General features: G+C 38.8%; 15 protein-coding genes. 2 read left to right on the top strand and 13 right to left on the bottom strand.

What is annotated here, in order from left to right; genetic code table 11:
* Window positions 1-19: 19 nt before the first annotated feature.
* The 7 genes from DTA23_RS14365 to DTA23_RS14400 all read right to left on the bottom strand — a co-directional run bounded on the left by DTA23_RS14365 (window position 20) and on the right by DTA23_RS14400 (window position 6,033).
* Window positions 20-946, bottom strand: a complete 927-nt coding sequence (locus DTA23_RS14365) for a PstS family phosphate ABC transporter substrate-binding protein (RefSeq protein WP_172462423.1) — start codon at window positions 944-946, stop codon at window positions 20-22.
* A 330-nt stretch (window positions 947-1,276) separates the two neighbouring features.
* Window positions 1,277-2,164, bottom strand: coding sequence for an energy transducer TonB (locus tag DTA23_RS14375; protein ID WP_088163319.1), 888 nt, complete (start codon window positions 2,162-2,164; stop codon window positions 1,277-1,279).
* Window positions 2,165-2,195: 31 nt separating this feature from the next.
* Window positions 2,196-2,753: an ExbD/TolR family protein gene (locus DTA23_RS14380; RefSeq protein ID WP_075990314.1), complete on the bottom strand. Its 558-nt coding sequence runs from the start codon at window positions 2,751-2,753 to the stop codon at window positions 2,196-2,198.
* Window positions 2,754-2,777: 24 nt separating this feature from the next.
* Window positions 2,778-3,440, bottom strand: coding sequence for an ExbD/TolR family protein (locus DTA23_RS14385; RefSeq protein WP_112375110.1), 663 nt, complete (start codon window positions 3,438-3,440; stop codon window positions 2,778-2,780).
* Between the two features lie 101 nt (window positions 3,441-3,541).
* Entirely contained in the window at window positions 3,542-4,366 is an 825-nt protein-coding gene (locus DTA23_RS14390; RefSeq protein ID WP_075990316.1) for a MotA/TolQ/ExbB proton channel family protein, read from the bottom strand.
* A 433-nt stretch (window positions 4,367-4,799) separates the two neighbouring features.
* Window positions 4,800-5,150, bottom strand: a complete 351-nt coding sequence (locus tag DTA23_RS14395; protein ID WP_075990317.1) for a translation initiation factor — start codon at window positions 5,148-5,150, stop codon at window positions 4,800-4,802.
* 4 nt (window positions 5,151-5,154) lie between these two features.
* Window positions 5,155-6,033, bottom strand: coding sequence for a diacylglycerol/lipid kinase family protein (locus tag DTA23_RS14400; RefSeq protein WP_075990318.1), 879 nt, complete (start codon window positions 6,031-6,033; stop codon window positions 5,155-5,157).
* Window positions 6,034-6,337: 304 nt separating this feature from the next.
* Between DTA23_RS14400 and metK the strand changes: the two genes are divergently transcribed.
* Window positions 6,338-7,591: a methionine adenosyltransferase gene (metK, locus tag DTA23_RS14405; RefSeq protein ID WP_088163322.1), complete on the top strand. Its 1,254-nt coding sequence runs from the start codon at window positions 6,338-6,340 to the stop codon at window positions 7,589-7,591.
* A gap of 172 nt (window positions 7,592-7,763) precedes the next feature.
* Entirely contained in the window at window positions 7,764-8,168 is a 405-nt protein-coding gene (locus tag DTA23_RS14410; protein ID WP_201639976.1) for a Dabb family protein, read from the top strand.
* On the opposite strand, the gene DTA23_RS14415 is transcribed toward DTA23_RS14410, so the two are convergent.
* Genes DTA23_RS14415 through DTA23_RS14440 form a run of 6 tightly spaced genes read right to left on the bottom strand, consistent with a single transcriptional unit; the run spans window position 8,161 to window position 14,400 of the window.
* On the bottom strand, window positions 8,161-9,489 hold the full coding sequence (locus tag DTA23_RS14415; RefSeq protein WP_112375111.1) for a DUF58 domain-containing protein: 1,329 nt from the start codon (window positions 9,487-9,489) through the stop codon (window positions 8,161-8,163). The two genes, DTA23_RS14410 and DTA23_RS14415, sit on opposite strands and share 8 nt — an antisense overlap.
* Window positions 9,489-10,478 (bottom strand): AAA family ATPase, encoded by a 990-nt coding sequence (locus DTA23_RS14420; RefSeq protein WP_088163324.1) that lies wholly within the window; start codon window positions 10,476-10,478, stop codon window positions 9,489-9,491. The genes DTA23_RS14415 and DTA23_RS14420 overlap by 1 nt, the downstream gene beginning before the upstream one ends.
* A complete protein-coding gene (locus tag DTA23_RS14425; RefSeq protein ID WP_112375112.1) occupies window positions 10,475-11,668 on the bottom strand; it encodes a DUF4350 domain-containing protein in 1,194 nt (397 codons plus the stop codon). Before DTA23_RS14425 ends, DTA23_RS14420 begins: the two co-directional genes overlap by 4 nt.
* Window positions 11,665-12,543, bottom strand: coding sequence for a DUF4129 domain-containing protein (locus DTA23_RS14430; RefSeq protein WP_112375113.1), 879 nt, complete (start codon window positions 12,541-12,543; stop codon window positions 11,665-11,667). The genes DTA23_RS14425 and DTA23_RS14430 overlap by 4 nt, the downstream gene beginning before the upstream one ends.
* Window positions 12,536-13,447 carry an ABC transporter permease gene (locus tag DTA23_RS14435; protein WP_112375114.1) on the bottom strand — a complete coding sequence of 304 codons (912 nt, stop codon included), beginning with the start codon at window positions 13,445-13,447 and terminating at the stop codon, window positions 12,536-12,538. The genes DTA23_RS14430 and DTA23_RS14435 overlap by 8 nt, the downstream gene beginning before the upstream one ends.
* Window positions 13,438-14,400, bottom strand: coding sequence for a stage II sporulation protein M (locus DTA23_RS14440; protein ID WP_070561044.1), 963 nt, complete (start codon window positions 14,398-14,400; stop codon window positions 13,438-13,440). The genes DTA23_RS14435 and DTA23_RS14440 overlap by 10 nt, the downstream gene beginning before the upstream one ends.
* Between the last annotated feature and the right edge of the window lie 91 nt (window positions 14,401-14,491).

The raw sequence follows: 14,491 nt of genomic DNA on the forward strand, positions 1-14,491 counted from the left end.
TTTTTGTACTATTTATTATCTATTTAATATAACTTTCATCTCTAATAATAATCTCTCGTCCAGGCATTGTAGCAGGAACCAATCCAGCTTTCAATACAATACGTTGTCCACGATCTCCCGTCAAAAAGGCACTGAAGCCCAAACCTAAGCCCATATTCGGCTGATAGTTCATAATGTAGACAGGTCTTACAAAAGGATATAAGCCGTCGGCGATAGTAGATTGGGATGGTCTATAAAAACTGACCTTTTCGCCCTCCTTACCAACACTTTCGATGCTCAATGTACGAATTTTATCCAATAAATTCGAATTTTTTTCTACAGCTTTTAAATACCAATTATAACCAATAACGCCTACTGTATTCGCATTCTCGCTCACATATTTCATCACATCCTCACTATCTTTCAAAGCAGAAACAGCTTTCGGATCGATTTTGTTCAATTTAAAATAATCTTTCAAATAGCGCAGTGTGCTTGAATTGGCGTTGTCAAAGATCAGTCGTTGTCCTGCTAAGTTACCTTCCAACAAAGACTTAACGTCTTTTTGAGGCATTATAGTATCAGCACTGTTACGATTATTGATCAATACAACGGCATCCGACGCCATTTGGAATATTTTAGGTTGAATACCTCGCTTTTTAAAGTAGCTATCTTCCTCATTTGTCAGCTTGCGCGTCAACACAACCACATAGGCCGAATCGCCAAGCAATGCATTCACCGCTTTAATTTCAGGACGAGCAATAAGCTCCAAACTCGAATTTGGATAAGAACTCTCAAACACATCCGCAGATTCTTGGATAATAGGCAACAAAGTTTGATCCACAATAACGGGTAGCTTACCCGTTAGAATATCATCGCTCTCTTTCGTTTGCTTTGTTTTATTTTCGCAGGAAACAAAAATGCCCATACAGATGCCAAGCATCACAAGAATCATTTTATATTTTCTCATATGATACATCATAAAATAAGACAGTTTAATTAAAAAATAGTTTAATTTTTGAAGAGAGAATTGGTTTTAGCCAAAAAGAAGAGGGCAGTTAATTAAAAATTATTTTGCCAAAGCCGCACAAATCGCATAAAAGAATACAGGATCAATACGACACCAAAGATTGTTTTGTAGGTTGGATTAATCTCAATGGGAAAATTGTCCCAGAATATAATCAAAAGGCCCAAAACAAAATAAAAGCCAAACATAAATAGTCCCAAAATAGACAGAAACCGCTTCAGAGGCGATTTCTGTCTATAATTTGAACTATTATTCGAATTAAAATTTGTCATTCTAATTTTGAAGGTTCAATCGAATTGGTAAAGTGTACGCTACACGAACTGGACGACCATTTTGAATACCAGGTTTCCATTTCTTCGCTTTCTTAAGCAACCTTACGGCTGCATCACCAGTACCATATTTCAAATCGCGTTTGATATTGATGTCTGTTAAGCTACCATCTTTTTCTACAACGAAAGATACCTCAACGACACCATTTACACCATTTTCAGTTGCCGCAGCTGGATACTCGTAGTTTGAACCTACCCAAGACATAAATGCTTGCATACCGCCTACAGGCATTGGCTGAACCTCGATGGCATTAAATGGAAGAATTTCATCTCCATTACCATTTGGATCGCCTTTTGCAGCACCAGTGATTGCGCCATCTTGTTTCTTCGAACCAAATTCACCACGTGCAACAGAAGTACCAGTCGGGCTACCTTTCAAAGTAATACGCGCTGGAGTTTTATTTGGGTCTTTCAACTCTTCCTGAGAAGCAACTTCTTCCACAACTTTGTTTGCAGGAGCTACTTTAGGTTCAGGGAAACGAACCAAATCTTCTTTCGGTACATCCATAGCCACTTGTTGAGGTTTTTCTTCCGGTTCTTGCGGAAGCGGCTCCTCTTCTTCAGGCTCTGGTGGTTTAATTTCTTCAAGGTCTTCCAAAGTAACTTCAGTTACTGCAGGAGGAGCCTCAACGGCTTTCTTCGGGAACAGCTTACTTCCATAAACACTAAGGAAACTGGCTATGACTACAATGCCGATAACGACAAGAAGTCCCCTGTTAGTCGCTTTAGGCGCTAGCTTACGAAGCTCATAAGCTCCGTACTCCTTATTGCGGCCTTGAAAAACGACGTCAAGCCATTCTTTCTTAAAAATATCTAATTTTGACCCTATCATATTATTTTAGTTTTTTGTGTCAATCTAATAACTAATCATTATAGATATTGTCACGTTTTAACACGTCCACTTCCTCTGGAGTAATCTTTCCGATCATATAGCGTTTTACGTCTACAATTTTCATCTCGTCAAGAATGTCAACAAGATTACGTTGTGTACATTTATCACTCGGTCTTATGATTACGATCATGTCTTTACCGCCTGAAACGCGAGGTACATATGCCTTTTTCTCCATCAAAACCTTACGAATCCCATCCGCACCGTAACCAGCAACAGTAGGACCTTCGATCGGACGAGCAACTTGACCATATACCCAAGAGACTTTATTGTCAGAACCCAATAAAATTGTAAGTGAACGATTATCTGCTGTAAGCAATTCATCGCTTTGTTGCTCCTTAATTTTATTTTTGTCTGGCATAGCCACATCCATCGCTTGCGGTTTATTTAAGGATGTGGTCAACATGAAGAAGGTAATCAACAAGAACGCCAAATCCACCATCGCTGTAAGGTCGACCTTACCGCCATTCTTCTTGGATCTTACTTTCCCGCCTTTGCCTTTTTTACCACTATCCTGATTTAATTCTGCCATTGTTTGTTCTTATTAAATCGTCAATTATTTCTCCTCAGCACGCATGCCTGTTATGAAACTAAATTTGTTTTGCTTTTGATTGCGCAACGTTTCAATAACTAAATTAACCGAAGGATATTTTTCATTCGCATCTGCTTTGATAGCCATCTTTAAAGGTCCTGGATGCACGAAGTTTTTATCAGATGCTTCCTTTTCTTTATTTACTTCCTCAGCTGCAAGACGGGCATTTTGAACCCAGTAATACAACTCATTTGAAGTATTCTCTGTACTATCAACCGGGATACCAGTTTGCACACCTTTTTCCGTACGCTTACTTCCATCCAGAGCTAATAATCCTTTCAATTTAGACATTGGTACACCAAAGTTTTCCATCAATTTGAAACGATCATAATCTTCTTGTGAAAAGCCAACGCCATATTTTGCTGACATTCTTTCTAGTGCTTTTACGCGAACCTGTTGATCAGTCGTACCGAAGAAAACTTTACCTTGATCGCCTATTGTGATCATACCTACATTTGAATCAGGTAACTTATCTTTTGTAGTCGATGCTGGGGTATCCACCGTCAATGCTTCCGGTTGGCGCGCAGTCGCCGTTAAGACGAAGAACGTAAGCAGTAAGAACGATACGTCACACATCGCTGTCATGTCGATCGACGTACTGGCTCTTTTTACTTTTGCTTTACCCATTTTAAATTCTTCTTTTTAAATTAAAAACTCAATCTTCTATCCTATGATGCTTTTGATTTTTGATTTCCATAAAATAAAATCAAAAACTTTCATCATAGTTCTTATTTGTGGTTTGCAGCGTATGTTTGTACGATTGAGAAACCAGCTTCGTCGATAGAGTAAGTTAATTTATCGATTTTTGCAGTAAAGATGTTATACAATACGATAGCGAATGTTGAAGTCGCGATACCAGTTGCTGTATTGATCAAGGCCTCAGAGATACCGTTTGCCAATTTAGCTGAATCTGGAGCACCACCTGTTGCCAATGCCGAGAAGGCTTTGATCATACCTGTTACCGTACCCAATAGACCACATAATGTACCGATAGAAACTAATGTAGCGATAACGTTTAAGTTTTTCTCTAACATTGGCATTTCTAATGCTGTAGTTTCTTCGATTTCTTTTTGAATTGCAATAGCAGCTTTTTCGGTGTTTACTTCAGGATCTGCAGATACTGATTTGTATTTCAATAAACCAGCTTTTACAACATTTGCTACTGAACCTTTTTGTTTGTCACACTCAGCGATAGCTGAATCGATGTTTCCACCATTAATCAACGTTTGAATTTTACGAACGAAGTTTCCTACGTTACCATTACCAGAAGCTTTGTTAATAACGATAAAACGTTCTACTGAGAAAACCCATACCATCAAGAATAAACCAAGCAAAACAGGTACGATAGCCCCAGCATGGTAAACCATTCCTAAGTAGTTACCTGGATTTGGAGCATTTTCAGGATTGTTGTCAACGAAGTTAGTTGGATTGCCCATCACAAATTTCCATACACAGAAACCCACGATGAAACAGATGATGATTGCAGCTTGAGCAAAGAAAGATCCTCCGTTGTTGCTCTCTTGTTTTGCAGCAGTTTTAGGTGCGTTTGCCATTTTTCTAATTTTTAGTTTTTTACTGTTGTTTAAATATATAATGTTGTTTAAATTATATGCACTCTTATTCGCTTTTGAAACCAATTTTGCAAAGCAAATTTAATATTTAATGTCAAATTTAAAATATTCATCTCAAATATATAAAAAAAATCAAATTTGTTTTTTCAAACTGAACACACCATTAATCAGTGTTATTTTTCTCAGCAGTTCCCGTTATATAATCATTATTACTCTATGCTAAATCGCTTATTCGCAATAATTATTTTACAATGAAAGCCATTTTTTTTTTGATATGCAAAAAAATCAAGGATTTTAAACGACAAAAAGTAAGTGATTACTCATGTTTCTGAACAACTAGGCATCCTACACTCAAAGCATACTTGCCTAATAGACAATTCATTAGATTTACCACTATTATCCCTGATATACTTGTTTAACCACCAACTAATTTTACGCGATACCCCTCTTTAAGTAACAAATCATAGATCTTTTGTTTAAACTCTCCCTGAATGATGACCTCCCCATCCTTCACTGTTCCACCCACTCCGCACTTCGTTTTCAACAATTTACCTAAATTCTCCAAGTCTTCCGCTTTTCCAACAAACCCCGTAACCAACGTAACAACTTTCCCCTTCCGCATTTTCCGGTCAAGCTGCACTTTTAAGTTTTGCTGATTTACAGGTAACGTATCTGCTTCCTGAAAAAAATCAGCCAGCTGATAGCTGAAGCTGTCGTCTGTTGAATATACAACGCCCTCATAGGACTGTTTCTTATTTTTACTCATGATCTTAACAAATTATCTTTAACGCTTTTGGCATAATGGAAATATCCAATTTATCGCCAAGTTCGATCGGCTCCCCATCCACATGAACCGGTGACACCTTATCAATCTCGATCTGTATGTTCTTTCCAGGAATGATCTCGACATAACTGGATTGATCTGCCGATTTATTAAAAAGATGGAAAATCATCTTTGGCAAAATGTAAAGCGGAAATTTGTGCACGATACAGACATCTAAAATGCCATCGTTAACCGAAGCCTGTGGTGCGATATAGGCATTATTTCCATATTGGGGAGAGTTCGCTACGCTGATCATAAACGCTTGCCTTTCGTATACCTTTCCATCAATCGTCAATTTGTAATGTGCCGGCTGATACTTGCTGAGCACATTAAAAACGGACTTCATATAGCCCAAAGGTCCGCGAATATTTTCATTCGCAAAATTTTCACTTACAGAGGCATCAAAACCTAAACCCGCGATATTAAAAAATCGTCTATCATTAATTACACCACAATCCACCTCTATCGATTCAAAACGATTAATCCGACGGATAGCAGCAGCTTCATTCATTGGAACCCCCAAGTAAAGCGCCAGGCCGTTACCAGAACCTTCAGGAATAATCCCCAATGGAATTCCAGATCCTACCAAAGCGGAGCCCAGTTCATTGATCGTCCCATCACCACCGACCGCGATAACTGCATCATAGCCTTCTTTGACCGCTTTCAGCCCAATTTCGTAAGCATGGTTCGGTCTCGCGGTCTGCTGAAAAGTAGGATCAAACTTCTGCAGATCAAGCACATCCAGCACTTGTTTTTTAAAAGAAGTTTTATTTTTCCCCCCTGAAATAGGATTAATAACAAACAGTATTTGTTTACGTTCTGACATATCCAAAGATAGCGGAAATTACCAATTTCTTAAAATAATGTAATCTTTATACTAATTAACGCACTTCCCTATGCTTTTAAAAGTTAAAATATAAATTTGATTTTAAATAATCCTCAAAGTATTGTAGCTTTGTCGCACAAAAAATAGAATGTGGACTGATTTGCGTGCTGTTGCGTTACAAGGCAACGACAAGGAGATTGCAACCACAGTAAAAAAGTGCTAAAAACCCTTCGCTATCACGGCTCTTATCACTTTGCTGTTATTTCATTCTAGCGCAAATCCAATATTAAAAATTACGTAAAGCATGGCTTATTTATTTACGTCAGAATCTGTTTCTGAAGGGCATCCAGACAAAATTGCGGATCAAATTTCAGATGCATTAATAGACAATTTTTTAGCATGGGACGAGGATTCTCGCGTCGCTATTGAAACACTAGTAACCACAGGACAGGTTGTCCTTGCCGGGGAAGTTAAATCAAACATATACCTCGATGTTCAGAAAATAGCCCGTTCGGTGATCCAAAAGATTGGCTACACCAAGTCTGAATACATGTTCGAGGCAAATTCCTGTGGCGTTCTTTCGGCGATTCACGAGCAGTCTGCTGATATCAACCAGGGCGTAGACCGCAAGACAAGGCAAGAACAAGGTGCGGGCGACCAAGGTATCATGTTCGGTTATGCAAACAACGAAACTGAGAATTTTATGCCTCTGGCATTGGACCTATCGCATCGCTTACTTTATGAATTGGCCGAGCTACGTCGCGAAAATAACGAAATCAAGTATTTGCGCCCGGACGCAAAATCTCAGGTTACCCTTGAGTATAGTGACGATCACAAACCAAAAAGAATCGAAGCAATCGTAATCTCCACACAACATGACGACTTCGATACGGAACAAGTTATGTTGGATAAAATTACACATGACATCAAAACGATCTTGATTCCTCGTGTTAAAGCACAATTGAAACCAGAACTTCAGTTGTTATTTAACGATGAAATTAAGTTTCATATCAATCCAACTGGAAAATTTGTTATCGGTGGACCTCACGGAGATACAGGACTTACCGGTCGCAAGATCATTGTCGATACCTACGGCGGCCGAGGTGCACATGGTGGAGGGGCTTTCTCAGGAAAAGATCCATCTAAGGTAGACCGTTCTGCTGCATACGCAACGCGCCATATTGCCAAAAACTTAGTGGCAGCAGGTGTTGCAGATGAAATTCTCGTACAGATTTCCTATGCAATTGGTGTAAAAGATCCGATGGGAATCTATGTAAATACCTATGGAACGAGCAAAGTAAATTTGACCGATGGTCAGATTGCTGAAAAAATTGCTCATTTGTTTGATATGACTCCCTACGGAATTGAAACGCGTTTGGGTCTGAGAAATCCAATTTATTCAGAAACGGCTGCCTATGGACACATGGGAAGAACACCAAAAAAAGTAACCAAGGAATTCGAGAGCTCAACTGGCGAGAAAAAGCAAATTGAGGTTGAACTTTTTACTTGGGAAAAACTGGATTATATCGATAAAGTGAAAGAAGAGTTTGGTTTGTAAGAACCTACCCTCCATAAAAAGATAAAAGGAAGACATGATGTCTTCCTTTTTTTGTTTGTTAAAAACGCCTATTTTTCATTAAACACAAAAAACCTTTTCTCACGATGAGCGTCATTGGTATTGGTGAATTCACGAAGGTTTTGTATCTTAAAGCTTCTAAACCGTTTCAATCATGAAAAGACGCAACTTTCTTCTAGCACCCATGGTGCTCGTAACTGCTCCCACATGGGCAAATACAGTTCAATCGGATGAGGCTATCGAGTCCAGCACCATTGTACACGTTGTCAATTTTTGGCTAAAAAAAGATCTCAGTGAAAAAGAAAAAAAGAATTTTGTTGGATTTTTTGAGGACCTTCGAAAAATCGACATCATCAAAACGCTCAATTATGGAGTTCCGGCGCAGACAAACCCGAGACCTGTCGTAGACAACAGCTTTGACTATACATTGATTGTCACTTTCAAAAACCTTAAAGATATTACAACGTACGAGACACATCCGATTCATTTAAAAGCGATCGAAAAATATCAGCATTTGTGGACAAAAGTAATGGTCAAAGATACCTCCATCATTAAATAAGGCCACGTGCCTTAATTTCCAAATATTTGTTGATGGAGTTAATGGTCAGGTTTTCCGGTGCTGTATAGATTGTCTGAAACCCATTGCGAATCAGTTCCTGTACGATAAGTTGTTTCTCATAGATAAACTTTTCAGCAATGACCTGGTTGTAAATATCTATTGTCTTTTTCGGCGTACTCTTCGCTAAATCCTCTATTTCTACGTTTTTAAAAACAACAACGACTATAATGTGGCTTCTATTTAACATCGACAGGTAATTTAGCTGACGTCTTAAGGAATCTAAGGTCTCAAAATTTGTATAGACAAAAATCAGCGAACGTTTATTAATATGTGCATTGGCATAACTATATAATCTTCCAAATTCCGACTCCTCAAATTTGGTCGACACCTGGTATAGTGCCTCCGAAATCTTGTGCATTTGATTATTCCTCTTCTCAGCGGCTATAAATGCATTGATATCCTTTGAAAAGGTTAATAATCCGGCTCGGTCCTGCTTTAAGATGGTCGCATTGGAAAGGACCAGCGCAGCATTGATCGAGTAGTCCAATAAGGTAAGACCGTTGAATGGCATACGCATTGCCCGACCTAGATCAATAAAAGAATAAATTGGTTGAGACTTCTCCTCTTCGTACTGGTTGACCATCAGCTTCTTTACTTTTGCAGATGCCTTCCAGTTCATGTGTCTATAGTCATCCCCCTGCACATATTCTCTAACATGGTCAAATTCCATAGCCGAACCAATCCGTCGAATACGCTTGATCCCCAGTTCATTCAATCGGTTACTTGTTGCCAAAAGCTGGTATTTTCGGAGTTGAATATAGGACGGATAACAGGGTATTTCCTGTTCTTGATTGGTAACAAACCTTCTTTTGAAAAATCCAAAACGCTGAACCAAAGCCATACAACGACCAAACTGATAAACACCCCTTTGTGTGGGTCGCAGGGAAAACGAAATTTCCGAGCGCTGAAAGGCCAGCAAACTTGTCGCAAAATCTTTATCCCGAATTTGAAGCTGTACCGGAAACTCCTCCAAAATATCAACTTTTGTCCCAAACGGGTAAAAAGAATTCACAATCAGACGCATCGGGTTTTCATCGCCATTGGATAATTTTTCAGGATATACCCTTGTGACCTCAATTCGCCCCTTTCCTGAAAATAAGACAATAAAATCAAAAGCCAAAACAGCCAACCAGATCCAAAAAACAATCCAAGCCACAATCAACAATCCTTTAACGAAAAAAGAAAATGTAAAGAGTGTTGCTACACCTAATAGGGTGTAGAAGAATTGATTTGTTAGAAAAAGCTGCCTTAATTTCTTCATTATCTTGGAATTTCTACAGAATTAATGATTTGGTCGATGACATAAGCGGTGGTAAATCCTTCCATTTCCCTTTCTGGAGTCAACATAACACGGTGGCCCAGTACGACAGATGCCACCCTCCGAATATCCTCAGGAGTAACAAAGTCTCGGCCTGTCAAGGCAGCTGAAGCCTTTGCTGATTCCAACAAAGCAATAGAAGCCCGCGGTGATGCCCCAAGGGTCAAACTTGGATTCGTTCGTGTCTTTATAATAACTTGAGCAATGTAAGTTAACAACTCTTCGTGAACAAAGATAGATTTGATCAATTTCTGGAATTCTAAAATTTCTGCGGCCGAAACGACAGCCTGAACCTGATCCTCTTTATTCTCTGCTTTTTGGGCATGGTGCTCCTTTAATATTTCCAGTTCCTGTTCAAGTTCAGGATAATTCACATTGATCTTAAACAAGAAACGATCGAGCTGAGCTTCCGGCAATCGATAAGTACCTTCGTGTTCGATGGGGTTTTGTGTCGCAAAAACAATAAACGGTCCTGGCAATCGATAGGTCGTTCCATCGACCGACACTTGTTGCTCCGCCATACTTTCAAAAAGTGCGGCTTGTGTCTTTGCCGGAGCACGATTGATTTCATCGATTAAAACAATATTTGCAAAAATAGGTCCCCGACGAAATTCAAATTCATTACTTTTCAAATCGAGTATCGACGATCCCGTTACATCCGAAGGCATTAAATCCGGTGTAAATTGAATCCGCTTGAATTCACTGTGAATAGTTTTGGCAATCAATTTTGCGGATAATGTTTTTGCCACCCCCGGCAAGCCCTCGATCAAAGAATGCCCCGAAGCCAAAATTGAGATTAAGAGCATGTCAATCAATTGATCTTGCCCAACGATTACTTTTTTCACCTCCGACTTTACCTGCGCCATTTTATCGAATAAAACGGACACATCTATTCGATTTTCAAAAGATATATATTTATCGAAGTCACTCATATCATTTTTGCTTTATGTTTAAATTCTTCTATTGTATCATTAATCAATTTGAGATCAGCCACATCATGTTGTTTAGCATCTTGCATACGAACAATCAGCCTGATTAAAGACTGTGTCTCTGCGAGCGAAACCCCAGACCGCTCTGCCAGTTCCTCAATGAACTCTTCTTCCCGCAACATCAGCGTGTCCAAATGAAAGCGCATCCGAAGATCGTGCAGGAAGTAATCTATTTTTTTTGCGACCATATTACCTGGTGCACCATTTTCATAATATAAAGTAGCGATGGTTCCACAGAACTCCTTCGAGAGATTTGGTTCCGGACTCACTACCGCCACAGCCCGCTGCTCACGTCTACTTCTAAACACAAGCAAAAGGACTAGCCCCGCTAACAAAACATACCAGGCTTGCCGAAGACCATCATTCATAAGCAATACACGCAAAGGTGTCCGATATTGCTCCATATTCGCTTTAAAATCATACCAAGCGATCGGCTTATCATTTAGATAAGATAACGACTTAGCAACATAGGCATATTGCGAGGCGGAATTCAGCAAGTAATAGTTCCCAAATAAATCAGGGGTCAGGTGAAGATAGAACGTTCCTTTACCAAATTGAACCGCGATGAAGTTCGGTAGCCCAAATTCCTTATAGGTGATCGAGCCCAAAATAGTCGCATTTTTAGGAAGTTTTTTAAATACTTCGCCAAGATCTGATTTACTGTAATGAATTTTATTGTTATCGTTCATCAACCGCACGCGCAACTGACTTTTTATATTTACACCTTTTTTAAAACCATAGAAATTATCTGCTTCCAAACCCAGGGAATCCAATAGGTAATTATCAATATCCTCGGCTACAATCATTGCTTTCCCACCTCGGTTTACATAATCCAGTAACTTATCTTCCGCTGCTTCACCCAACGAAAAATAGGACGTATAAAAAAATAAGTTAGCGTCTGTTTTCTTTGTGCTATCCAGATACTCATACAATGGTCGCTCAATCGTTGTATTCTTTTGATCAATGATATGCTTCAGTTCTTGACGCAATACATAAGCTCCAAAGGGATTTTTATCCTTTGCATCAAAAGTCCGATCCCAGATAATAGGTTTCTTACTTGTTGCATCGATAAGAGCTATTAGCACTAACACAACAGTCAATAATATCAATCCAAATTTTACCGATCCCTTCATTTAATCTGTTTTTGATATTGGTGAAACAATTGCTGATATTGACTAAAATTGTCTTCTGTTAATTCAAATTGACCGAACCAGACATAATCAAATATTCTTGTACATTCAGCAAATCCACGACGGAGCTCCTCGTTTTGAATCTCTTCTGCAAATTCAGCATTTGTTTTGCTCAGCTTCCATTTTATATGATCTGATTGCGCTAGTTTCTGAATATTCAATAGCTGTAAGTATCGGATTCCCAACGCATAATTCCTTTGGGCAATAGCCTCCTGAATATAAGGTTCTAGGTTGCTATTCATCAGATTTCGCTCTACATACGCTAAAACGTCAAGTTCACTCTCCTCTTCACTATGTTTAATAAAATATTGTTTTCTGTTGTAGAGCACTTTATAAAGGATAAACGCTAATGCAATAACAGCTAAAAAGGCAAATACATAACCAAACTCTTCCCGAAATTTATAGGGATTATCTGGCATGATACTTCCAATCCACTCCGCGAGCCGCGCAAGGATGCGCTGTAATACGCCTACGCGATCTTTAATATTTTCTGAATAAACAAAATCGTCCGTCTCGTATCTTTTGATGATATCCTGATAAGGATCCATTTTAAACGAACGTTCTTCGGTATATTTTGGGATTGAATCAAATAATGTTGGATCCCACAGGTCAATTTCATCTTTTTCCTGCTGGCCATTAGGAGCCTTTACGGCTATTGAGTCAATAGCGACAGAATCGGCTACCACTAAGGTCGAATCTATTTGCACATGAAGTGAATCAATCCTATCGCTGTTGGATTCTGTATTTCTTGGTTTGGGATCACAGGCATACATAATCGACAAACAGGCAATGCAGAAAAAAGACAAGAGTTTATTCATCTTTTCCTCCTATCTTTTCGATCATGCCATAAATACGTTCCCCAAATTTGAGGTCCTTGGCCGTTTCATAAATAATACCATTGGCCAAAACTCCAGACATATACAGAAAGAGGGTGAATAACGTGATAAATAAGCCTCCCAATGTCATCAACAGTTTTCCCCAGGATGAATCAAAAAAGGCGGTATCTATACCTAAGAAGTTGAATGATAAAAGCCCCATGATAATCAATGGCACAATGGAAATCATCATGACCGCCATTTGAAAAATAAAATTCACGATATAGGTGGCAATACCATATTGAATCAATTTTTTGCTCAGCATGACATAGGCATCTGTAAAACAGCTCCCTAAATCCGAATAACCTTCCCGATAAAATAAAAATGAGCAAAATAACCAAATGCCAACCATAGACCCCAAAATACCGATCGCAAAACTTCCGACGAAAGGGATAAAAGCACAAATTGCAGCGACGATGGCCAGGGGAATAAAGACAACAATTAACGCCAATATCATGGCAATCAAAAACATAAAGTATTTCCCGAGGTTTGATCTGAAATTCTTCAGCACCTCCGCTCCCGAAAATGCCGTACTTTTGCGTTCTTTGAGCAGTACAAAATATTCGATAGAAATACCATAAACGTACAGCCCCAAAGCTATCAGCGCCAGAATGAGTAATCCAGCCCACGTAAAAGCATCGATATCCTCAAAAGAATCACTGTTGGCAGAGAATGTGATTTTTGTAGACAGAAAATAATAAACCAAGGCAATCCCCGCCAGTGGCAGAGCAGATAAACCAAAAATAGTAGAAACAAAGTGCTTATAGATCAATTTAAAAAGATCTATGAAACTTTGGATAAAGTCCCCCACCTTCCGTTCTTTTTGAAACTCAAAATCTATTTCCATTGAAATCGTTTTGCTAGTCGATAAGGATTAATAACATAAAAATAAAGGATAGCCAGTACGGATAAAACGATAATTATTAAACATAACCAAATTGACATATTATAATACCGTGTTACAAAACCTTCCAATGTTCCGGCTATAATAAAAAAAGGAATCGTGCTGACGAGAACTTTCATTGCAATCTTTGCTGTACGGACAAACGATGTCAAACGTGTAAACGATTTGGGAAATAGAATGCTATTACCGATGGCCAATCCGCATCCTCCTGCCACAATAATTACCGAAATCTCAATAGTGCCATGAATCCAAATCGCCGACATGGCTTTCCCCATAACGCCATACTGGAAAAACATATGGTGAAATGCACCAAGCATAATACCATTGCTAAACAGCACATAACCTGTCCCTACACTGAAAAATAGTCCGGCAGCAAAGGCCATAAAAGCAACCCGCACATTATTAATCGTAATCCAAATCGCTGATCCAAAGTTGCTCCCCTTCCCATATACTGCAGCAGGATCTCCTGCTTTTATACTTTCTATCGTCGAATCGACATAGTAGTCACCTAAAATAAGCCGAATAAAATCCATATCGTATACAGACGATACAAAACCAATGACTGAAGCCAAAACAAAAATTAAGAAGGAGTACAACAAAGGTCTACGGATTGACCAGATCGCCTGCGGTATCTCTTCATTGATAAAAGATTTAAACTTATTATTGGACGCTTTCTGATCTTTATAGATTTTCTGATGCACGGTCACTGCCAGTTCATTCAGGTAAGCCTTTACCTTACTTTCAGGATAAAAAGTTTGTGCATAAGCCAGATCATTAGTGAGCTCAATGTAATTTGAGGCCAGTTCATCTGGATCAACCGGCATATTAATTGATAAATTATTTTCAATTAACGTCCATTTTTCTTTATTTCGTTCTACAAAGGATGCTTCTCTCATTAATTTTTTTAACTGGCTCAACCAAATATAGGAAATATCCATCATTGAAAAGCACAAATTGGAGCTAAAATGACCCAGATATGCTATATTG

This window comes from Sphingobacterium multivorum, from assembly GCF_900457465.1.
Lineage (GTDB): Bacteria > Bacteroidota > Bacteroidia > Sphingobacteriales > Sphingobacteriaceae > Sphingobacterium > Sphingobacterium multivorum.